Raw genomic sequence first — 21441 nt, forward strand, 5'->3', positions numbered from 1 at the left:
GATCCCTTCCGCGCACACCGAACACGCCCGTGACCCAGCCGACATCCGAGCCGGCGCGCCCGCCGATCCGCTTCCGCGGCCGCTCCTTCATGGCCACCGTCCTGGCGCCGATCCCCCCGGTCGCCGACTGGTTCGGCGACCTCGACGCCCTCAACCGCCGTGCCCCGAACTTCTTCGCCGGCCGGCCGGTGATCCTCGACCTGTCCGGATTGCGGCTCAACCGCGAGGATCTCGACGGTCTGCTCGCCGAGCTGGCCGCCCGCAACATCCCGATCCTGGGGATCGAGGGCGCGGCGCCGTCGCTCCTGGATTCCGCGACGCCGCCGGCCCTGTCGGGCGGGCGGCCCGCGGGGGAGGTCGCCGCCCCGGACGAGTCGGCCGCGGACGCGCCCGCGCCGGCCGAGCCGCAGGCCCGGGAGACGGTGCGGTCGCTGATCCTCGACGCGCCCGTGCGCTCCGGCCAGACCGTGCTGCACCTCGAGGGCGACGTCACGGTGCTGGGCGCCGTGGCGTCGGGCGCCGAGGTCATCGCGGGCGGCTCGATCCACGTCTACGGCGCCCTGCGCGGCCGCGCGATCGCCGGCGCCGCCGGCAACCCGACGGCGCGGATCTGGTGCCGGCGGTTCGAGCCGGAGCTGGTCGCGATCGACGGTCTCTACCGCGCCGCCGACGACCTCGACCCGGCCTTCCGGGGGCAGGCCGTGGAGGTGCGGCTGCTGGAGGACGCGATCAAGCTGAACCTGTTCGAGCGAGGTTGAGAGGCTTCTCAGCTCCGGCGTTCGGGCCGTCGGTTAACGGCCTTTCAGCCCGCGCAGAACCCACGGAGACCGGGGCCGAGCCCCCCGCGACCTTCGCGGCCGAGGGCGTGAGACCGTCCTCCGCTGCCCCGATACAAGGATCCCGGCAGAATTTGCCGACCGGATCAGAAACTTAACCCTTCGGTAACCATACCCGCCGTCAATGGTCCGGTAAGGACTCTTAACGGGCGGACATGAGCGACACCCTCCCCGAGCCGATCGACCCGGAGACCGCCACAGCGGCGGCTCCTTCCGCGCCCCGGCCGCTCAGCCTGCGCGGGCGGGCCTTCAAGGCCCTGGCCCTCTCCCCCGAGCCGCCGCTCCCCGAGTGGCTCGCGGGCCTCGACGCGGCGCTCAAGCGCTCGCCGACCCTGCTGAAAGGCCGGGCCGTCATCCTGGACTGCGCCCAGCTCAAGCCCGAGCCGGACGCCCTCGAGACGCTCATGAACGAGCTCAAGGCCCGCGGCATCGCGGTCCTGGGCATCGAGGGGGCCGACGCGGTGGTGGACGGCCTGCCGCCGCTGCTGGTCAAGGGGCACCCGTCCGAGACGATCGAGATCCCGAGCGTCCCGGCCGAGCCGGAGCCGCAGGTGGTCACCTCGATCACCGTCGAGGGCTCGGTCCGCTCCGGACAGAGCGTCATCAACCCGACCGGCGACGTGACCGTGATGGGGTCCGTCTCCTCCGGGGCCGAGATCCTGGCCGGCGGCTCCATCCACGTCTACGGCGCCCTGCGCGGTCGCGCGATCGCCGGAGCAGCGCGCAACCCGCGCGCACGAATCTACTGCCGCAAATTCGAACCCGAGTTGCTGGGGATCGACCGCCTCGTGCGGACGGCGGAGGACATGGGCACGGCCCTGCGCGGCAAGGCCGCCCAGGTCTGGCTCGATGGCGGCAACATCCGAATGGCAAGCCTGGATTAAGGGAGATCGACGCGTGGCAAAGGTTCTCGTCGTCACATCGGGCAAGGGCGGCGTCGGCAAGACGACGACGACCGCAGCCCTCGGAGCGGCCCTGGCCCAGGGCGGGCAGAGCGTGTGCGTCGTCGACTTCGACGTCGGCCTGCGCAACCTCGACCTCGTCATGGGCGCCGAGCGCCGGGTCGTCTACGACCTCATCAACGTGGTCAACGGCGACGCCAAGCTCCCGCAGGCGCTGATCAAGGACAAGCGGCTCGAGACCCTGCACCTGCTGCCGGCCTCGCAGACCCGCGACAAGGACGCGCTCACCGATGAGGGCGTGGCCCGGGTGATGGACGAGCTGCGCGCGAAGTTCGATTGGGTGATCTGCGATTCCCCCGCCGGCATCGAGCGCGGCGCCCAGCTCGCCATGCACCACGCCGACGTGGCGGTGGTCGTGACCAACCCCGAGGTCTCCTCGGTGCGTGACTCCGACCGGATCATCGGCCTCCTCGATTCCAAGACCGCCAAGGCGGAGAAGGGCGAGGACATCGAGAAGCACCTGATCCTCACCCGCTACGACCCGATGCGGGCCGACCGCGGCGACATGCTCAAGACCGAGGACGTGCTCGACATCCTGTCGATCCCGCTGCTCGCGATCATCCCGGAGAGCCAGGAGGTGCTGCGCGCCTCGAACCTCGGCTGCCCGGTGACGCTGAACAACCCGCTCTGCGCCCCGGCGCGGGCCTACGCCGACGCGGCCCGCCGGCTCAAGGGCGAGTCCGTGCCGATGAGCCTGCCGGTCGAGCGCAAGTCCTTCCTCGACAAGCTGTTCATGCGGAGGGCGGCGTGAGCATCCTGGGACTGTTCCAGAAGCGCAGCTCCGGCGCGGTCGCCCGCGACCGCCTGCAGCTGATCCTCGCCCACGAGCGCGCGGAGTCGGGTCGCCCCGACCTCGTGATCCAGCTCCGGGAGGAGATCCTGGCGGTGATCGCCAACCACGTCGCGGTGGAGCCCGACAAGGTGAAGGTCACCCTGGAGCGCGGCGAGGGTGTCTCGACCCTCGGCCTCGACATCGAGCTGCCGCTCGGTGCCTCGGGCAAGCTCGACGCCAAGCTGGCCGCGAAGCTCGCCGAGGTCGCCGCCAAGAAGGGGGCCGCCAAGCCGGCCTCCTCCAAGAAGGCCGCTTGAGCCGGGCGGGGAGCGTCCCCGCCGGCACGGAAGATCGCAAGCCGCGCCCGGTCCGCCGGGTGCGGCTTCGTCCTGCCCGCCACGAACTCCGGTCCCGACTCTCGACCGGGCGCCCCGTCGCGCCATCTCGGAAACCCGGGGGAGGCCGATGAGAGGATCGCCATGCCGAGCGCCACGACGGACGACGGGATACGGCTCCACTACGAGGAGAGCGGCCAGGGGACGCCGCTGATCTTCGTCCACGAGTTCGCCGGCGATCACCGCAGCTACGAGGCGCAGCTGCGCCATTTCGGCCGGCGCTACCGCGCGGTCGCGTTCAACGCCCGGGGCTACCCGCCCTCCGACGTGCCGGAGGCCGTCTCGGCCTACGCGCAGGCGCGCGCGGCCGACGACATCCTGGCCGTCCTTGACCATCTCGGCGCGCCGAAGGCCCACGTCGCCGGCATCTCGATGGGCGCCTTCGCGACCCTGCATTTCGGCCTGCGGCATCCCGACCGCGCGCTGTCGCTGTGCCTCGGCGGCTGCGGCTACGGCGCGGAGCCCGAGCGGCAGGCTCTGTTCCGCGCCGAGGCGGACGCGACCGCCGCGATGCTGCTCCGCGACGGCATGGCGGCTTTCGCGGAGCGCTACGCCGTCGGGCCGACGCGGGTCCAGTTCGAGACCAAGGACCCGCGCGGCCACGCCGAGTTCAAGCGGATGCTCGCCGAGCATTCGGCCCTCGGCTCGGCCAACACCCAGGCCGGCGTGCAGAAGGGGCGGCCGTCGCTCTACGATCTCACGGACGAGCTGGGGCGCATGACCGTCCCGACCCTGATCGTCGCCGGCGACGAGGACTGGCCCTGCCTCACCCCGAGCCTGATGCTCAAGCGGGTCATCCCCTCCGCCGCCCTCGCCATGCTGCCCAATACCGGCCACGCCCTCTCGGTCGAGGAGCCCGACGCCTACAATCGCCTGCTGGACGACTTTCTGGCGCAGGTGGAGAGCGGCCGCTGGCCGATGCGCGACCCCCGGGCGATCTCGGCGACGATCACCGGGATCAGGGGCTGACCGGCGCGCGGGGGATCAGCCGGAAGCGCGCCGGGCGATCGGGCTGGGTCGTCACGACCGCCTGGGGCAGCACCGGCTCGCGCTCGTCGAGTACCAGCTGGAACCGCTGGAGCACCCGCGCCAGGGAGAGGACGGCCTCGCTCAGGGCGAACTGCGCGCCGATGCAGACCCGCGGGCCGGCCCCGAAGGGCAGGTAGGCGAAGCGCCGCGGGGCGGGGGCGCCGGGCAGGAAGCGGCCCGGATCGAACGCGTCGGGATCCGACCAGAGCGACCGGTGCCGGTGCAGAACCCAGGGGCTTACCATCACGATGTCGCTCGCCTTCACGGCGTGGCCCGCCACGTTGTCCGGGCCCAGCGCCCGCCGGACGACCACGAAGGCCGCCGGGTACAGGCGCAAAGTCTCGTCGATCACCGCGCGGGTGAGCGGCAGCCGCCCGTCGCTCTGGCAGCCGGTGGGATCGGCGAGGTCGGCGGCCCGCGCCTCGGCGGCGACCCGCTCCTGCACCTCCGGCGCGAGGGCCAGCAGGTAGGCCGCCCAGAACAGCGTGCCGGCCGTGGTCTCGTGGCCCGCCAGGATCATGGTGGCGACCTGGTCGCGCAGCTCGTCGGGCGTGAAGGCGGCGCCGGTATCGGGATTGCGCGCGGCCGCGAGCAGGTCGAGCAAATCGCCCGAGCGGGACCTGTCCCCCTCGACCGCCTGGCGCGCCGCGATGATCCGGTCGAGGAACGGGATCCACCGGCGCCGGAACCGGCGGCGCGACAGGTCGAGGGGCACCGGCCAGCCCGGGGGGGTGACGATGTCGAGGAGGTGCGGCCGCCCCATCCGCTCGGCGTACTCGGCGATGAACTGGCGCAGCTCGGCGCCGTGCTGGTCCATTCCCACCGAGAACATGGCGCGCCCGGCGATCTCGAGGGCGAGCCGATAAAAGGACGTGAACAGGTCGACCGGCCCCGCCGCGGCCTCGGCGGCGATGCGCTCCATCCCGTCGGTCACGGCGGCGGCGATGTGGGGCACGAGGCCGTCGATCGCCCGCGGCGTGAAGGCCGGCGCCAGGGTGCGCCGCTGGTGCCGCCACGCCGAGCCCTCGCTGATCAGGAGCCCGTCGCCGAGGATCGGGCGCAGGATGCGGGTCGTCCCGGTGGTGCGCGCGTAGTTCGCCTGATTCTCGACGAGCACCCGGCGGATCGCCTCGGGGTCGTTCAGCACGAAGCTCGACCGCCCGAGCAGGCCCCGGCGGGTGACCGGCTCCTCAAAGGCGCGCCGGGGGAAGCCCGCGAGCGCGTTGTCGCGGATCGACCGCAGGTAGGCGGGCAGCGGCAGCTCGCGCTCGGGCGGAGCGCGGTGCGGCGGCACCACGCGCGGCGTCCCGGCGAGGCTCGGGATCGTCCGGTCCGGGGTCGCGGTGGCGTCCGAGAATGTTGGCATGGGGTGCCATCCTGTGCCGGAGACGGGCAGCCCTGTAAACCGCCGGCCGCGCCCCGCGCGGACCGGTCACGCTTACGTCATTCCGCCGCCGCGCGCAGGCGCGCTTCGGCACTCCGGTCGGCACTCTGGATCGGCAGGCGCGCGGGGAACCGGGCCGGGTCGGATTCCGGCGACAGGCTCGCCACGAGGCTCGCCCGGGGCAGGGCGGTCTCGGTCACGTCGAGCAGCGTGTCGACGCCCCGCTCCAGGTGCTCGTCCACCCGGTCGACCACGAGGATCTCCGGCTCGCGCAGGATCGCCCGCGCGAGGCCGACCCGCACCCGCACGCGCTCGGCGAGCGCCTGCCCGCGGTTGCCGACCTCCTTCTCGAGGCCGCGCCGCTGGATCGGCCGCTCCAGGTCGAACTCCCGGAACACCGCGCGGGCCTCCTTCTGGATCAGCGCCTCGCCGTGCATCCGCGCCGTGTCGATGCGGCCGAAGAGCAGGTTGTCGAGGACGGTGCTGCGCGGGTTGATCCGGTTCGGGTCGTAGGATTCGACGTCGCAGCCGTCGTCGCCGTGCATGAAGCCCTGCACGACCGCCCGCGCGCCGACCATGCGCTTGGACAGGGTCTCGTCGAGCAGCCCGAAGCGCATCCGCGGCTCGACATAGGCGAGGGCCAGCGCCAGGAAGGCCACGCTGTCGGTCTCGCTCAGCCGCCCGTCCTCGGGCAGGCGCGCGAGCCGGCGCAGGTAGTCGGGCAGCGCGTCCGGGGTGATCAGCGAGAACCGCCGGAACAGCGGGTGGCCCGGCGGCACGTCGGCGAAGATGTCCTTGAGGTTGCTGGCGATGGCGACGCCCATCCGGTCGAGCTCGTCGAGGAGCTTCACCTTCTCCAGCGCGTCGCGGAACAGGGGGACGCCGGCGAGGCGGCGCGGATCCGTCAGCGTCGGGTCGCGGGGGACGCCGAACAGCAGGTTCTCCCCGACGGTGGCCTGCTCGTTGTAGTGGCCCCGAGCGAAGGGGATCACGAGGTCGGCGAGACCCTTCTGGGCGAAATGCTCGCGCAGGTGCTCCCGCGCCGCGATCATGCGCTGGCCCACCGGCGTGTCGTGGGCGACCGAACTCAGGGCGCCGAGCCCGAACCGGTAGAGCTCGTCGCCGAGGTCGAGCCGGCCGAGCAGGTCGAGCAGGCGCTCGTCGAGCTCGTCGGCATCCCGGACGCCGAGGCGCTTGAAGTCGATCCAGGGGTCCTCGACGCTGTCGCAGGGGTTGCCGGTCTTCACCGCCTCGTTGATCCGCGCCTTGCTGAGGTCGAGGCTCTTGGTGCGCAGCGGGTGCACGCGCAGCCCGTAGAGGACGTTGTCGCGCAGCGTCCCGGGGAACAGCACGGGCTGGACGCCCGCGTAGGCGATGCGCCGCGCGTGGTCGCGGCGCGGCAGCGTCGAGAGGTCGTGCTCGCCGATCCGGACCGTGCCCCCGGGCGGCGCCTGGAGCCCGGCGAGCACGCGGACGAATTCCTGCGCGATCGCCCCGGGCGGGACCAGGGCGACCTGCCCGGGGAGGCGCACCTCCGCGTCGCCGACCTCGATCAGGGACCCGCCCTGCGGATCGCGCAGCTGCAGGCCCTCCAGCCGCAGCGGCCCGCCGAGCCGGGGCGCCGCGCGCTCGGATTCGTGCTCGGCCGGCAGGAGGCGCTGCGGGCCGAAATGCGCCGCCACGGTCTCGTACTTGACCTCGACGTCGAGGCGCTGCTGGTCCCAGTCGATCAGCTCCTTGAGGGGCGGCGGCAGGTCCCGGTAGGCGGCCAGGACCGCCACGAGCTGGCCGATGTCGAGCTGGCCCTTCAGGGCGAAGTAGCCGCCGATCGCGTAGAACAGGAACGGCGTCACCTGCGCCAGCAGGTTGTTGAGGTATTTGACCGCGAACTTGCGGCGGTAGATCCGCAGGCGCAGGTCGTAGAGCCGGTAGAGGCGGCCGCCGATCTCCGCCCGCTCCCAGCGGCCGGTGTCGTTCAGCGTCACCGCCTGCAGGCCGTCGAGCACCTCGGCGACGCGCCCGGCCAGGGCGCGGGACGCGATCTGGCGCTGGCGGCTGAGACGGATGATCTCCCGCCGCAGCCGCGGGATCACGGTCATCTGCACGGCGACCATGCCGCCGGCCGCGATGCCGAGCCAGATGTTCTGCATCATGATGAAGGCCAGCGCCGTCGCGGCCTGCGTGCCCAGGAACACCGGCACCACGATCGCGTCGCCGATGAAGGAGCCGATCGGCTCGACCTCGTCCCGGATGATCGTCGCGGTCTCGGAGGATTTCACCTCCCGCTGCGTCTCCGGGGAGAAGCGCAGCATCAGCGAGAACAGCTGGAACCGCAGGCGGCGCAGCATCCGCTCGCCGAGAATGCCCTTCTGGAGGTTGATCCAGAACTTGAACGCGCCGTTGATCAGGACGAGGCTGAGGAACAGCGTCGACAGGCTGAGCAGCAGCTCGAACCGGTCGAGCTGGAACCCCTCGAACAGGTGCGTCTTGCCGCCGCCCAGGAAGGCGGGCCACTCGACGGTGAGCTCGAGGAACGGCGCGGTCGCCTCGCCGTGCGCGTAGGCCTTCCCCGTGATCGCGTCGTTGACGATGCGCTTCGGCAGGTCGAGCGAGGCGAAATAGAACGGGAGCGACGCCAGCACGACGGCGCAGATCCGGAGCTGCGCGACCTTGGAGTAGCGCCAGATATACGGGAACAGCCGCGGCTCAAGCGCGCGCATCGTGTCCTTCCGACGAAAGCCCGCCCTGGCGGCCCGACGGCCGAATCGCCGCAGCCGGACGCCTGATCCTGGTCGATACGCTACCCGAGGGATCCGGTTTCATCCAATACAGCCCGATAGGCGCGGCTTCCCGCCGGCCGCGGTGTCATCGCGCCGTCATATAGGGCACTCGGCGCCGGATCCCGACGCCGATCTTCCCCCAGCAATCCCGGTCACGCGAGGCCCCCATGACTTCAGCGGCCTTGCCCAAGCGCGCGCGTCCTTATATTGCGACGCAACCACCACGACTCCGTACCTGAACCGGCGCGGACGGCCGCGCCGCGCGGCCGCCAGGGAGCCGGCACAACCCGTTTCGGGCCGCCATGAAACTGCGCAACATCGCCATCATCGCTCACGTCGACCACGGCAAGACGACCCTCGTCGACAAGCTGCTGGCCCAGTCCGGCACCTTCCGCGAGAATCAGCGGGTCGAGGAGCGGGCGATGGACTCGAACGACCTCGAGAAGGAGCGTGGCATCACGATCCTCGCCAAGGCGACCTCGGTCGTCTGGAAGGACACCCGCGTCAACATCGTCGACACCCCCGGCCACGCCGATTTCGGCGGTGAGGTCGAGCGCATCCTGTCGATGGTCGACGGCGTGATCGTGCTGGTGGACGCCGCCGAGGGGCCGATGCCCCAGACCAAGTTCGTGGTTGGCAAGGCGCTCAAGATCGGCCTGCGCCCGATCGTGGCGATCAACAAGGTCGACCGTCCGGACGCGCGGATCAACGAGGTCGTGAACGAGGTGTTCGACCTGTTCGCCGCCCTCGACGCCACCGACGAGCAGCTCGACTTCCCGATCCTCTACGGGTCGGGCCGCAACGGCTGGATGGCCGACAGCCCGGACGCGGACCCGTCGGTCGGCCTCGAGCCGCTGTTCGACCTCGTGCTCAAGCACGTGCCGCCGGCCCGGACCGAGGAGGGGCCGTTCCGGATGCTCGGCACCCTGCTCGAGGCCAACCCGTTCCTTGGCCGCATCATCACCGGCCGGATCGCCGCGGGCTCGGTGAAGCCGAACCAGCAGATCAAGGTGCTCGACCGTCACGGCAAGGTCGTCGAGACCGGCCGCGTGTCGAAGATCCTCGCCTTCCGCGGCCTGGAGCGCGCGCCGATCGACATCGGCGAGGCGGGCGACATCGTGTCGATCGCCGGTCTGATCAAGGGCACCGTCGCCGACACCTTCTGCGACCCGCAGGTCGAGACCCCGATCCAGGCGCAGCCGATCGATCCGCCGACCGTGACGATGTCGTTCATCGTCAACGACAGCCCGCTCGCCGGCACCGAGGGCGACAAGGTCACGAGCCGCATGATCCGCGACCGCCTGTTCAAGGAGGCCGAGGGCAACGTCACGCTCAAGATCGAGGAGGCGGCCGACAAGGACAGCTTCTACGTCTCGGGCCGCGGCGAGCTGCAGCTCTCGATCCTGATCGAGACCATGCGCCGCGAGGGCTTCGAGATCGCCGTGTCGCGGCCGCGGGTCGTGTACGAGCGCGACGAGGCCGGCGGCCTGCTGGAGCCGATCGAGGAGGTCGTGATCGACGTCGACGAGGAGCATTCCGGCGTCGTCGTCCAGAAGATGTCCGAGCGGAAGGCCGAGATGCTGGAGATGCGGCCGTCCGGCGGCAACCGCCTGCGCCTCGTGTTCCACGCCCCGACCCGCGGCCTGATCGGCTACCAGGGCGAGCTGCTGACCGACACCCGCGGTACCGCGATCATGAACCGGCTGTTCAAGGCGTACGAGCCCTACAAGGGCGAGATGCCGGGCCGTCGCAACGGCGTGCTGATCTCCAACGACCAGGGCGAGGCCGTGGCCTACGCTATGTGGAACCTGGAGGATCGCGGCCCGATGATGATCGAGCCGGGCTGGAAGGTGTACCAGGGCATGATCGTCGGCGAGCACAACCGCGAGAACGACCTCGAGGTGAACGTGCTCAAGGGCAAGAAGCTCACCAACATCCGCACCACCTCGAAGGACGAGGCCGTGCGCCTCACTCCGCCGATCCGGATGACCCTGGAGCGCTCGCTGGCCTGGATCCAGGACGACGAGCTCGTCGAGGTGACGCCGAAGTCGATCCGCCTGCGCAAGGCGATCCTCGACCCGAACGACCGCAAGCGGGCCGAGCGGTCGAAGGAGAACGCCGCCTGAGGCGCGCGACCGTCACCGATCGTGAACGACGGGCAACCGGGCGCTCAGGCCCGGTTGCTGATGTGGCCCTTATTCCTGGCCGCTCTCGGACCCATCGAACCCTTATGCCGGGGGCAATACTTCGATGGGGCGGACCCGAGAGGCCCGCGTGAACCCCGTGACACCGATGCCCGTCGCGCTGAACCCGCTTCCGTCGCTCGCGCAGGCCGCCGCCGCGCCGCCCTCATACCTCGTCGGCCAGGACGGCGAGGGTCACTGGGTCGCCGTCGAGACCGGTGGGCGTGCCGGAGGCATCTTCCGCAGCCGCCAGGACGCGATCCGCTACGCCTGCGTCGAGACCGGCTGCCGTCCCGGCGACGTCCCGCTGGCTTCCGGGCCGATCCCCTTCCGACTCTCCTGAGCCGCGCGCCGCCGCGGCGGGTATGCCGCCGCGGCGCCGGCCTGCCCGGTCGCGTCAGCTGCCTCCGGGATCGGTCTCGTCGTTCTGCGTTCCGCCGGCGGGCGTCCCCTGGCCGGGCTTGCCCTCCGTCTTCTCGTTCGGGTCCTTGACCGCGTCGGGGGCGACGTTCTTCGGCTTGTCCGGCTGCGCGCCGGTCTCGCGACGCTCGGTCATTCCCGATTCTCCCGCTCCGCCCGGTAGTGCCCGCCCGCGACCTTCGTGTCGGCGGCCGGACCCCGCGAGGCCTTCTGGTCCGAGTGGCCGCCCGAGGAGCCGCCGACCGCCGGCGGCGCGCGCCCGGGCTCTCCGGCCGCGCCCCATCCGTCCTTCGGTTCGGTCCGCGGCGCCTCGCCGGAGCCCATGTCGGTGATCGCCGCCTGATCGGCCGTCTGATGGCCGCCCCCGGCGGGCGGGCTCCCGCGCGAACCGACCTTGTCGTCGGGCTTGCGGGTGACCGTGCCGGATTCGCTCGTCGGCCTGACCATCAGCGCTTCCCGTCGTCCTGGCCGACGGCGGCGGTGGCGCGGTCGATCGCCTCGCCGAGATCCGTGTCGGACCGCGCCTTGTCCTCCATCTGGCCGAGCTTCTCGCGCGGCGTCTCGGTCTCGTTGGCCACCGCGGCCTCGGCACCCTCCCGCGCGGGTCGTCCGGTCTGGTCTGTCATGGCTCGCCTCTCTGCCTCTTCGGGAGACAACGGAGGCGGCCGGGGAGGGTTGCGCGAACTGGGCGACCGGAGGCGGTCGGTTCAGGTCTCCGGCCCGACGATCCGGGGCAGGACGGCCTGCATGAGGCGCCGCGCCGCATCCTCCGCGGCCCCGCGATCCGATGCCCGCGCCTCGATCGTCAGCAGATCGCCGTCCCGGAGGATGACCGCGGTGGCACCCGCGCCGCCGTCCAGCGCGTACACGCTCAACCAGCCGATCGCCGGGCCGGCGGGCAGGGCCGAGAGCCGGCAATCCGGATTGCGCCGCACGCAGAGCGCCTCGAGCGCCGCGAGGGTCGTCCTGCCGGAGCGGACCCGGGCCTCGGTCCCGTCCGTCAGTCGGCCGAGCCGCAACGCGATCGTCGGGGCGCCCGCGCAGGCGGCGCAGTGCAGGCCGAGACGTTGGGCCTCCGCCTGCGCGGTGGCTGCCGGTCCCAGCGCCAGTCTGGCGGCCTCGGCCAGCCCGGTCAGGTCGTGGACAGCGAAGCCCAGGGCCATCGCCGACTGAGCCCAGAGGCCGAACACGAGAAGCAGGAGGCCGCGCATGAGAGAATCGCTGTCCGTTCGCCGATCGGCGTTAGCGGAGAGTTTTTCTGGCGTCCAGGCACGGGAGATCGCAGTGTTGATCCGAAATTTTCGCCCAAAACTCAGTATTGTGCTGCGAATAAGTTTTGAAAGAGACAGATACTGATCAAGAAAAAATAATTGTATGACTGTGATAAAATGAAAAATTCCGTGGGTCGCGACGATCGTGTCCGTCCCCGGCGGACCGGAAGCGCGCGCGGATCCACATCGCCGCGATCCGCGCCGGTGCGATTCGATCGGTGCTCCGTAGGGGAGCGGCCCGAAGGCCGCTCCGATGCCGGGTTCAGCCGATCCCGTCGAACAGCGCCGAGGAGATGTAGCGCTCGGCGAACGAGCAGGCGACCGTCACGATCCGCTTGCCCTGGAACTCGGGGCGCTTGGCCAGCTCCAGCGCCGCCGCGACGTTGCCGCCGGTGGAGATGCCGCCGGGGATGCCCTCCAGCCGGGCGAGCGCCCGGGAGGTCTCGAACGCCGCCTGGTTGGTGACCTTCAGGACGCCGTCGAGGATGTTGGTGTGCAGGTTGTCGGGGATGAACCCGGCGCCGATGCCCTGGATCTTGTGCGGGCCGGGCTGGCCGCCGGAGATCACCGGGCTGTCCTCCGGCTCCACCGCGAAGACCTTCAGGTTCGGCAGGCGCGGCTTCAGCACCTCGCCGACGCCCGTCACGGTGCCGCCGGTGCCGACGCCGGCCACGAACGCGTCGAGCTGGCCGCCCGTGTCGCTCCAGATCTCCTCGGCGGTTGTCTTCCGGTGGATCTCCGGGTTGGCCGGGTTGGAGAATTGCTGCGGCATGACCGAGCCCGGGATCTCCTTCAGGAGCTCCTCGGCCTTGGCGATCGCGCCCTTCATGCCCTGCGCGCCCGGCGTGAGCGCCAGCTCCGCGCCCAGGAAGGCGAGCATCTTGCGCCGCTCCAGCGACATCGTCTCGGGCATCACCAGGATGAGCCGGTAGCCGCGGGCCGCCGCCGTGAAGGCGAGGGCGATGCCGGTGTTGCCCGAGGTCGGCTCGACCAGCGTGCCGCCGGGCTGGAGCTTCCCGGAGGCCTCCAGGGCGTCGATCATGTTGACGCCGATGCGGTCCTTCACGCTCGCGATCGGGTTGAAGAACTCGAGCTTCAGCAGAATCTCGGCGTCGACGCCGTGCTCCTTGGGCAGCCGGTTCAGGCGCACCAGAGGGGTGTTGCCGATCGTCTCGGTGATCGAGCCGTAGACACGGCCGTGGCCGACCTTCGCCGGTGCGTTGAGGGTATCGGCCATCGCGGAACTCCTGCTCGTGGTGACGGATCGGACAGATGTCGTATCCGGGAGAGGCCCCGCCAAGGGATCGCCCTCGCGTGGGGAGGCTTGACCGGCCCGGACGGGAGGCTGCGATATCGCGTTGCCGCGGCCGGAGCAATCGGGCTAAGTGCCGTTGCCGAAAGTTCTTTCCGGAATTGGGCGAACTTTCGCGGCGGGGTGGAAGACCTTTATTGAGCGGCCCGTTCCTGATGGAATACTATTCTCCAGCCCGTCCGGCCGCGGCCGGCGCTGCCCGACCATCCCGCCCGACGGGCGGACGGGGCCTCCCTCTTCGGCCGACTCGTCGGGCCGCTCTTCTGGCGGGCCTCGGGCTGGTCCTGGCGCGGCCGGCGCGCGCCGCCGAGGCGCTCCGCGTCGTGCTCGCCACCGCGACGCCGGGGGGCGGCTTCCCGGCCTTCGGGGAGGCCTTCGCCGGCGCGGTCGCAGCCGCGGACCCGGCCCTGACCGTCGAGCGGCGCGCCACCGGCGGGTCGTCCGAGAATGTCGGCCTCCTCCGCGCCGGCCGCGTCGATCTCGGCCTCGTGCAGGGCGAGTACGCCTACCCGGCCCTCGCCGAGGGCGGCGGCCTGACCGTCCTGGCGCCGATGTACCCGACGCCGGGCCTGTTCGTGGTGCCGGCGACCAGCGCGATCCGCTCGGTGGCGGACCTGCGCGGGCGCAGGGTCGTGCTCGGCACGCACAAGTCCGGGCTGACCGTCATGGGCCGCAGCGTCCTCGGCGCCTCGGGCCTCGATCCCGAGCGCGACATCAGCCCGATCCTCCTCGACCGGGCCGGCGACGGCCCGGCCCTGGTGCGAGAGGGCCGCGCCGACGCGCTCTGGGGCGGCGGCCTCGATTGGCCGGGTTTCCACGCCCTGGCCGCGGATCCGGGCGGGGCCCGCTTCTTCGGACCGTCCGAGGCGGCCATCGCGCGCCTCGCGCAGCCCGGCGCGGCGACGCGGCGCCTCACGGTTCCGGCCGGCAGCTTCGCCGGGCAGGCGGAGCCGATCGCGACGGTGGGGTCCTGGAGCTTCGTGATCGCACGGCCCGGCCTCGACGAGGAGACGGCCTACCGGATCGTCCGGGCGCTGGCGCGGACGGAGCTCACCGAAGCGCAGCCGATGAACCTCGTCGGCCTCGTCCCGGCGGACCAGGTCAATCCCGGCACCGCCCGCGTCCTGCGCGAAGCCGGCGTCACGCTGCGCTGACGGCGCGGCGGCTCAGCGGAACGAGGCGACGCGGCGATCGCGCTTCCGCTCGGCGGCGGGCTGGTAGGCGATTTCGGCGTGGTGGGTGCAGTACGGCAGGCCGGTGATGGAGCGGGCGCCGCAGAAGCGGAATTCCGGCGTCGTCGGGTCGCCGAGGGGCCAGCGGCACATGGATTCCCGGAGGTCCATGATGGTGACGCGCTCCGACACCGCGAGGGCCACGGGCGCGGGCGCCGCGGCCGGCGCGGGCGCCGGGAAGTCCGGGGCCGGACGGTGGGCCAGGATCGCGACCGGCTCGGGCGCCTGCGTCTCGACCACCGCGATGGCGGTCTCGATCTCGACCGTCTTCGACGGCGGGACGGCGGTGGCGGCTTCCTCGCCGCCGCGGGCGCGACCGGCCAGACCGAGGCGGTGGACCTTGCCGATCACCGCGTTGCGGGTGACGCCGCCGAGTTGCGCCGCGATCTTGCTGGCGCTCTGCCCGTCTTCCCACAGGCGGCGCAGCAGCGCCACGCGATCGTCCGTCCAGCCGAGACCCGCTTCCATCATCCCCTCCGCCCCCTGCGGCTCGGCCGCGTTCCCGAAGGCCAGTCCGCGTCTTCCAGGCAGACAGAAGCCATTATCCCGGCCGACCGTGTCGCCGTGCAGACCGCGCCCCCGCACACCGGCTGCCGCATCGCGTGCGACACCCTGTCTCGCCAGGCCACGGGGGAACCCTAGCGCGGCGCTCGCGAACGTTGCAAGGGCGGGCGGTCGCCGGTCACGGGCCGCCGCGACGCCTGTCCACCGGCAATGACCCGGGCCGGCCCGGGTCGGCCGGGTCCGGCGCGATCCTGCGCGGCCCCGGCGCGGTCCCGGCGCGGTCCCGCCGGTGTCCGGTACGGCGCCGCACCGTCCGGGGCGCCGGCCGCAGCGGCCACGCTTGCGCCCCGATCGCGTGGGATCGTGACCCCACCGCAACAGCGCGGCCTTATCGTTCCTCCGAAGCCGGCTAAGACGGAACAGGCGATACGGCCAAGCTCGTTCCGTGTGGCAGAGTGGGCGCGTTTCGCGGTTCGAGGAAGTGACGATGGGTGTTCGTCAGGTCAGCCTGCGCATGGCGGTGGCGTTCGGGCTGGCGGGTCAGGTCGCGGCCTGCGGCAGCGTTCCGCGGACCCCCTACAGTGCCGAGCAGGCGGCCTTCGCCACCGTGCCGGGCATCCCCGGCGCGCGCGTCTTCGCGGACGCGTCGGTGGACACGATCGCGGCGCTCGCCGCCAATCCGGAGCGGCGCCTCAAGGGCTTCACCTACCTGGCCCTGTCGGGCGGCGGCGGCGACGGCGCCTACGGGGCGGGCGTGCTCAACGGCTGGACGGCGTCCGGCAAGCGGCCCGAATTCACCCTGGTCTCCGGCGTCTCGACGGGCGCGCTGATCGCGCCCTTCGCCTTCCTGGGCCCGGCCTACGACCCCTACCTGACCGAGTTCTATACGAGCGGCGTCGCCAGCGAGCTGGTGGCCTCGCCGAACCTGGCCAACGTGCTGTTCGGCTCGGGCCTGTTCGGCGACGGGCGCCTGCGCAACCTCATCGACCGCTACGTCACGGACGATCTCCTCAAGGCCGTGGCCGAGGAGCACGCGAAGGGCCGGCGCCTGCTGGTCGTCACGACGAACCTCGATTCCCAGCGCGCGGTGATCTGGAACATGGGCGCCATCGCGGCGAGCGGGGTGCCCAACGCCCGCCAGCTGTTCCGCGACGTGCTGGCGGCCTCGGCCAGCATCCCGGCGGTGTTCCCGCCCCAGTTCATCGACGTCTCGGCCGGCGACGCGCGCTTCCAGGAGATGCATGTCGACGGCTCGGTGGTGACCCCCGTCTTCACCCTGCCGCAGACCCTGCTGCTGCGCGACGGGCGGATCCGCACCGGCGGCAAGGCCGAGATCTACGTGGTGATCAACGGCCGCCTGGAGCCGGAATTCGAGGTCACGAAGGACAACACGCTCTCGATCGTCGAGCGCTCCTTCACCACCGCGAGCCGCGCCCGCTCCCGCGCGACGCTGACGGCGACCTACGCGCTGGCCCGCACCAACGGCATCGGCTTCAATCTCACCTACATCGACGAGAACGGCCCCAAGGCGTCCGCCGCGAAGGGCTTCGACACCGCCTACATGCGGGCCCTGTACGACGCCGGTTACGAGAAGGGCCGGACCGGCACCTTCTGGCAGCACTCGATCCCGGCGGCGCCGGTGCTCAAGGCGACCGCCAGCGCCGTCGCGAACTGACCGCCTAACGGTCCGCCGCGCGCCCGGCTCGGGCGCGCGGCGAATGGCGCGGGCGGACGACGCGCCTACTTGCCCAGGATCTTCGTCACGAGGCGGCCGAGCGGCGTCGCCGTGCTGGCGTTCCGGTCGTCCCGGTCGACGGGGCGGTTCTCGTTGCCGAGGATCTTGGTGACGATGCGTCCGATCAGGTTCATGGGTCGGCCCTCCGGTATCGCGCCCCAATGGCGCAGCTTCTCCATCAACGGGTCAGGCGCGGGCCGCGTTCCAGCCCGGTGCCGGATCGGGGTGTCTCAGACCTGCATCAGGCGGATGTTGTTGGTGTTGCCGGCGGTGTGGAACGGGATGCCGGCGGTGACCACGATGACGTCGTTCGGCCTGGCGAAGCCCTCGTCCTGCGCGTGGTGGCAGGCCTTCGAGGTCATCTCCTCGTAGCTGTCGACGTCCTCCGTCAGGACGCTGTGGGCCCCCCAGAGCAGGCTCAGCCGCCGCGAGGTCGCGACGTTGGGGGTCAGGGCCAGGATCGAGGCGGCGGGGCGCTTGCGGGCGACCCGGGCGGCCGTCGTCCCGCTCGCCGTGTAGGCGACGATCGCGGCGGCGTGCACCGCCTCGGCGAGGTCGGCCGTGGCGGTCGCCACCGCGTGGGGCGGCGTCTCCTCCTCGCCCGGCTCCGAGGCCGCGACGATCGAGTGGTAGAGCTTGTGCCCCTCCACGCTCCGGATGATCCGGTCCATCATCGCCACCGCCTCGACCGGGTAGCGGCCGGTGGCGGATTCCGCCGAGAGCATCACGGCGTCGGCGCCGTCGTAGATGGCGGTGGCGACGTCCGACGCCTCCGCCCGGGTGGGCGCGGGGGCGTTGACCATCGAGTCGAGCATCTGGGTCGCCACCACCACGGGCTTCACGGCGAGCCGGCAGGCCCGGATCAGCTCCTTCTGCCGCGCCGGCACGTCCTCGTGCGGGATCTCGACGCCGAGGTCGCCGCGGGCGACCATCACGGCGTCGGAGAGCCGGATGATGTCGTCGATCCGCTCCAGCGCCTGCGGCTTCTCGATCTTCGACATGATGCCGGCGCGGTCGCCGATGATCCCCCGCGCCTCGATGACGTCGGACGGCTTCTGGACGAACGACAGGGCGACCCAGTCGACGCCGAGGTCGAGCCCGAAGGCGAGATCCGCCCGGTCCTTCTCGGTCAGCGGCGACAGGTCCAGCAGCGTGCCCGGCAGGTTCACGCCCTTGCGGTTCGAGATCGGACCGCCGGTGACGACCTCGGCGGTGATGGAGGTCCGCTCGGGTCCGGTGACCCGCACCCGCACCCGGCCGTCGTCGATGAGGAGCTCCTGGCCCGGCACGACGGCGTCGAAGATTTCCGGGTGGTGCAGCGGGATCGCCTGCTTGTCGCCGTCGGCGCCCTCGAGGACGAAGCGCACCGTCTCGCCGGCCTGGAGATCGAGCCGTCCGCCCTGGAGCGTGCCGATGCGGATCTTCGGCCCCTGGAGATCTTGCAGGATGCCGATCGGCCGGCCGACTTCCTTCTCGAGGGCGCGGATGGCCGCGTGGACCTTGGCGTGATCCGCCTGGAGGCCGTGGCTGAAATTGAGCCGGAACGTGTCGACGCCGGCGAGGAACAGGGCGCGGAGCTGGTCCGGGGCGGAGCTGGCGGGACCGACGGTGGCGACGATCTTGGCGTGGCGGTGACGGCGCATGCGGGTCTCGGCCTCCTGAGGCTGCCTCTGGGAATCGAGCCGGGCGCTCGGTCGCGCCGACGGCGCTCACATCGGTCCGCGACGGCCCCGCGGCGAGGCCTCGCGGCGCCCGGCAGGCGATTTTTCGCGCGGCTGGCCGATTCGGCAGGGGGCTATCTGGCCGCCTCCCGGGCGATCCCGGCAAGCCCGGCGTCGAACACGCCCGTGATGTCGGCGACGGCGTCGGCATCGCTCATGCCCTCGGCGTCGAAGGTCGCGCTCCAGATCACCGTGGAGCCCGCGCCGTCGCGACGGACCGCCAGCGTCGCGTTGTAGGCGCGCACCGGCAGGGGCCCCTGGATGAAGCTGTAGCTGTAGCTCATGCCGGTCTCGTCGCGCGCGGTCTCGACCTCGGCGATCGTGCCCTTGCCGCCCTTCACCACGAGGCCGCGGATCTGCGCGCGGATGCCGTCATCCTCGTCCTCGCCCGACAGGATGCAGCGCTGGACCTGCGGGTGCCAGTTCTGGATCGCGCAGAAATCGCCGACCAGCGCCCAGACCGCGGCGGGCGGAGCCGGGATGTCGCGGCTGCGGGTGACCTCCAGGGCGCTGGCCGGTCCGGCGGCCAAGAGGGCCGCGCCGATCGCCGTCAGGTAAGCGGGATGCATCACGGGTCGGTCTCCGGGCCGCCGGGCTGATGTGACGCGACTTGGGGCGCCGCCCGGCCGCGGCGAGCCCCGGGGCCGCGACGGACCGCGTCTCGAAGGTGTCGCTGCCGGCGCGGTATGCTACGCCGCGCCCGTCAGGATCACCGGAGATGCCCATGGACGATCGCGCCGCGCCGAAGCGGCCCGCGACCCGGAGCGGCGCCGCGCGCGCGGTCCTGGCGACCGGCGCCGCACTCGTCATCGGCTCGGCCGTGCCGGCGCTCGCCGCGGGGCCGGACCCGTCGCCGCCAGCCGCGCCGCAGGCCTTCGAGGCCTGCCGGGCCGACCTGATCGCCTGGGTCACGGCCCGCGCCGTGCCGCAGGGCCTCGCCGAGGCGCAGCTCGCCGCGCTCACCCCCGACCCGGACGTGATCGCCGCGACACAGAGCCAGGGCGAGTTCGTCCGTCCGATCTGGGACTACATCGAGGCCAGCGTCACGCCGGCCCGCGTCGAGGCCGGTCTGCGCAAGCTCGCCGAGCACGCCGACACGCTCGCGGCCATCGAGGCCAAGTACGGGGTCGACCGCCACATCCTGGTGGCGTTCTGGGGCGTCGAATCGAGTTACGGCGCGGTGCTCGACAACGCGGCGGTGGTGAAGCCGGTCGTCCGCTCGCTCGCGACGCTCGGCTGCAGCGATCCCGCCCGGGCGACCTACTGGCGCGACGAGCTGGCGGCGGCGCTCCAGATCCTGGCCTGGAACCAGGCGCCCCTCGACCGGATGCCGGCGGGGCTGACCGGGTCCTGGGCCGGCGCCATGGGGCACACGCAGTTCATGCCCAGCGTCTACCAGCGCGAGGCGGTCGATTTCGACGGCGACGGCCGGCGCGACATCTGGACCTCGGTGCCGGACGCCCTCGCGTCGACGGCGAACTACCTGCGCAGCCACGGCTGGAAGCCCGGCGCGAGATGGGGCAGCGAGGCGGTTCTGCCCGAGACCTTCGACGCGGCGCTCGCCGACGAGACGACGGTCCGCACCGTCGCGGCGTGGCGGGCGCTCGGCGTGAGGCCCGCCCGCGACCGCGCCCTGCCGGACACGGCCGAGGCGACCCTGATCCTGCCCGCCGGGATCCGCGGCCCCGCCTTCCTGCTGCAGCCGAACTTCGCGGTGATCCTCCGCTACAACACGGCCCTGTCCTACGCGCTGACCGTCGCGCTCCTGTCGGACCGCCTGCGCGGCGACCCGGGCCTGGTGCACGACTGGCCGCGGGGCGACCGGCCCCTCACCGGCGACGAGCGGCGCGACCTGCAGACCCGCCTGACGGAGCGCGGCTTCGCCACCGGCGGGGTCGACGGCAAGATCGGCCCGAAGACGCGGGCGGCGCTGCGCGCCTTCCAGGGGTCGGTCGGCCTGCCGCCGGACGGTTACGCCGACGCCGCGCTGCTGGACCGGGTCCGGGCCGCGCCCTGACGGACGCTCACGCCAGGAAGGCGGGCTCGTCCCGGGCGAGCACCCGCTTGACGCTCTCCAGGTGGAGGCGGGCGCTCTCGGCGCGCCCGGCCGCCTCCTGGGCCGCCACGCGCTGCACGATCGCCTCGGGCACGGCCTTGAGCGCGCGCCCCGTGCTCATGGCCAGGACCTGCGCCTGCGCGGCGCGCTCCAGGTAGTAGAGGTCGTCCCAGGCCTCCGCGATCGTCTCGCCCAGCACCATCACGCCGTGGTTCTTCAGGAACACGACGTCCGCCTCGCCGGCGCTCTCGGCGATCCGCCGGCCCTCGGACGAATCGAGCGCGAGACCGTTGTAATCCTCGTCCACGGCGATCCGGCCGTAGAAGCGCAGGGCCGTCTGGCCCGCCCACACCAGGGGCTCGCCCTCCAGCATGGCCAGGGCCGTCGAATAGGGCATGTGGGTGTGGAACGCGGCCCGGGCGCGGGGCTTCAGCCGGTGCAGCTCGGCGTGGATGTGGAAGGCGGTCGCCTCCGGCTGGCCGTCGCCCTCGAGGACGTTGCCGTGGAAGTCGCAGAGGAGCAGGCTCGATGCGGTGACCTCCGCGAAGGCGAGGCCGTAGGGATTGACCAGGAACAGGTCGGGCCGCTCCGGCAGCACCGCCGAGAAATGGTTGCAGATCCCCTCTTCGAGGCCGTTGCGGGCGGCCCAGCGCAGGCAGGCGGCGAGGTCGACCCGGGCGCGGCGCACGCTGTCGGCGTTCAGGGGCTCGTTGCTGCGGGCGGGCGGGGTTCCCGGGGCGGTAACGGCGTGCGCCATGCGTGCGGGCTTTCCTGTGTCGGGGTTCGGGCCGGGGACTCGACCGGTCCCGCACTCTAGACGCTCGCTCGCCCCTGCGCAGCCGCTCCGCG

At 72.2% G+C, this 21441-nt stretch carries 22 protein-coding genes; 10 read left to right on the plus strand and 12 right to left on the minus strand.

What is annotated here, in order from left to right:
• The first annotated feature begins 89 nt into the window (after window positions 1-89).
• The 5 genes from minC (ACX9MN_RS30650) (at window position 90) to ACX9MN_RS30670 (ending at window position 3934) form a co-directional block, all read left to right on the plus strand.
• A complete protein-coding gene (minC, locus tag ACX9MN_RS30650) occupies window positions 90-758 on the plus strand; it encodes a septum site-determining protein MinC (RefSeq protein ID WP_489726373.1) in 669 nt (222 codons plus the stop codon).
• Window positions 759-991: 233 nt separating this feature from the next.
• Complete coding sequence (minC, locus tag ACX9MN_RS30655; RefSeq protein WP_020093045.1) at window positions 992-1720, plus strand: septum site-determining protein MinC; 729 nt, start codon at window positions 992-994, stop codon at window positions 1718-1720.
• A gap of 13 nt (window positions 1721-1733) precedes the next feature.
• A complete protein-coding gene (gene minD, locus ACX9MN_RS30660; RefSeq protein ID WP_020093046.1) occupies window positions 1734-2549 on the plus strand; it encodes a septum site-determining protein MinD in 816 nt (271 codons plus the stop codon).
• Complete coding sequence (minE, locus tag ACX9MN_RS30665; protein WP_042672278.1) at window positions 2546-2887, plus strand: cell division topological specificity factor MinE; 342 nt, start codon at window positions 2546-2548, stop codon at window positions 2885-2887. The genes minD and minE overlap by 4 nt, the downstream gene beginning before the upstream one ends.
• A 162-nt stretch (window positions 2888-3049) precedes the next feature.
• Window positions 3050-3934 (plus strand): alpha/beta fold hydrolase, encoded by an 885-nt coding sequence (locus ACX9MN_RS30670; protein WP_489726247.1) that lies wholly within the window; start codon window positions 3050-3052, stop codon window positions 3932-3934.
• Here the strand turns inward: ACX9MN_RS30670 and ACX9MN_RS30675 are convergent.
• Complete coding sequence (locus ACX9MN_RS30675) at window positions 3924-5360, minus strand: cytochrome P450 (RefSeq protein ID WP_489726248.1); 1437 nt, start codon at window positions 5358-5360, stop codon at window positions 3924-3926. The genes ACX9MN_RS30670 and ACX9MN_RS30675 overlap by 11 nt on opposite strands.
• Before the next feature lie 77 nt (window positions 5361-5437).
• Window positions 5438-8098, minus strand: a complete 2661-nt coding sequence (locus ACX9MN_RS30680; protein ID WP_489726249.1) for an ABC transporter transmembrane domain-containing protein — start codon at window positions 8096-8098, stop codon at window positions 5438-5440.
• Window positions 8099-8460: 362 nt separating this feature from the next.
• Between ACX9MN_RS30680 and typA the strand changes: the two genes are divergently transcribed.
• Window positions 8461-10284 carry a translational GTPase TypA gene (gene typA / locus ACX9MN_RS30685; protein WP_020093051.1) on the plus strand — a complete coding sequence of 608 codons (1824 nt, stop codon included), beginning with the start codon at window positions 8461-8463 and terminating at the stop codon, window positions 10282-10284.
• 148 nt (window positions 10285-10432) lie between these two features.
• Window positions 10433-10684: an RAG2 PHD domain containing protein gene (locus tag ACX9MN_RS30690; RefSeq protein WP_419544807.1), complete on the plus strand. Its 252-nt coding sequence runs from the start codon at window positions 10433-10435 to the stop codon at window positions 10682-10684.
• Between the two features lie 54 nt (window positions 10685-10738).
• On the opposite strand, the gene ACX9MN_RS30695 is transcribed toward ACX9MN_RS30690, so the two are convergent.
• From ACX9MN_RS30695 to cysK, 5 genes are all read right to left on the minus strand, one after another.
• Window positions 10739-10897, minus strand: coding sequence for a hypothetical protein (locus ACX9MN_RS30695; protein ID WP_020093053.1), 159 nt, complete (start codon window positions 10895-10897; stop codon window positions 10739-10741).
• Complete coding sequence (locus ACX9MN_RS30700) at window positions 10894-11208, minus strand: hypothetical protein (RefSeq protein WP_489726250.1); 315 nt, start codon at window positions 11206-11208, stop codon at window positions 10894-10896. Before ACX9MN_RS30700 ends, ACX9MN_RS30695 begins: the two co-directional genes overlap by 4 nt.
• Window positions 11208-11387, minus strand: a complete 180-nt coding sequence (locus ACX9MN_RS30705) for a hypothetical protein (protein WP_331297759.1) — start codon at window positions 11385-11387, stop codon at window positions 11208-11210. Before ACX9MN_RS30705 ends, ACX9MN_RS30700 begins: the two co-directional genes overlap by 1 nt.
• Before the next feature lie 81 nt (window positions 11388-11468).
• Window positions 11469-11972, minus strand: a complete 504-nt coding sequence (locus ACX9MN_RS30710; protein WP_489726251.1) for a hypothetical protein — start codon at window positions 11970-11972, stop codon at window positions 11469-11471.
• 322 nt (window positions 11973-12294) lie between these two features.
• A complete protein-coding gene (gene cysK, locus ACX9MN_RS30715; RefSeq protein WP_070999936.1) occupies window positions 12295-13269 on the minus strand; it encodes a cysteine synthase A in 975 nt (324 codons plus the stop codon).
• A gap of 230 nt (window positions 13270-13499) precedes the next feature.
• Between cysK and ACX9MN_RS30720 the strand changes: the two genes are divergently transcribed.
• Complete coding sequence (locus ACX9MN_RS30720; RefSeq protein WP_489726374.1) at window positions 13500-14498, plus strand: TAXI family TRAP transporter solute-binding subunit; 999 nt, start codon at window positions 13500-13502, stop codon at window positions 14496-14498.
• Between the two features lie 12 nt (window positions 14499-14510).
• Here the strand turns inward: ACX9MN_RS30720 and ACX9MN_RS30725 are convergent, their stop codons facing one another.
• The gene (locus ACX9MN_RS30725; RefSeq protein WP_026604914.1) at window positions 14511-15047 is read right to left on the minus strand and encodes a GcrA family cell cycle regulator; all 537 of its coding nucleotides are present in this window, start codon (window positions 15045-15047) and stop codon (window positions 14511-14513) included.
• Between the two features lie 520 nt (window positions 15048-15567).
• Between ACX9MN_RS30725 and ACX9MN_RS30730 the strand changes: the two genes are divergently transcribed.
• Window positions 15568-16755 carry a patatin-like phospholipase family protein gene (locus ACX9MN_RS30730; RefSeq protein WP_170855161.1) on the plus strand — a complete coding sequence of 396 codons (1188 nt, stop codon included), beginning with the start codon at window positions 15568-15570 and terminating at the stop codon, window positions 16753-16755.
• A 65-nt stretch (window positions 16756-16820) separates the two neighbouring features.
• Here ACX9MN_RS30730 and ACX9MN_RS30735 read toward each other — a convergent pair whose 3' ends face one another.
• From ACX9MN_RS30735 to ACX9MN_RS30745, 3 genes are all read right to left on the minus strand, one after another.
• Complete coding sequence (locus ACX9MN_RS30735) at window positions 16821-16949, minus strand: hypothetical protein (protein WP_012320301.1); 129 nt, start codon at window positions 16947-16949, stop codon at window positions 16821-16823.
• Between the two features lie 96 nt (window positions 16950-17045).
• The gene (gene pyk, locus ACX9MN_RS30740; protein WP_489726252.1) at window positions 17046-18458 is read right to left on the minus strand and encodes a pyruvate kinase; all 1413 of its coding nucleotides are present in this window, start codon (window positions 18456-18458) and stop codon (window positions 17046-17048) included.
• A gap of 152 nt (window positions 18459-18610) precedes the next feature.
• Complete coding sequence (locus ACX9MN_RS30745) at window positions 18611-19105, minus strand: SRPBCC family protein (protein WP_020093062.1); 495 nt, start codon at window positions 19103-19105, stop codon at window positions 18611-18613.
• A gap of 155 nt (window positions 19106-19260) precedes the next feature.
• On the opposite strand from ACX9MN_RS30745, the gene ACX9MN_RS30750 reads away from it, so the two are divergent.
• The gene (locus tag ACX9MN_RS30750; RefSeq protein ID WP_489726253.1) at window positions 19261-20553 is read left to right on the plus strand and encodes a lytic murein transglycosylase; all 1293 of its coding nucleotides are present in this window, start codon (window positions 19261-19263) and stop codon (window positions 20551-20553) included.
• A gap of 7 nt (window positions 20554-20560) precedes the next feature.
• Here the strand turns inward: ACX9MN_RS30750 and ACX9MN_RS30755 are convergent, their stop codons facing one another.
• Window positions 20561-21349 carry an aldolase gene (locus tag ACX9MN_RS30755; RefSeq protein WP_447715482.1) on the minus strand — a complete coding sequence of 263 codons (789 nt, stop codon included), beginning with the start codon at window positions 21347-21349 and terminating at the stop codon, window positions 20561-20563.
• Window positions 21350-21441 lie beyond the last annotated feature (92 nt).

The sequence above is a fragment of the Methylobacterium sp. 1A genome (genome assembly GCF_058072805.1).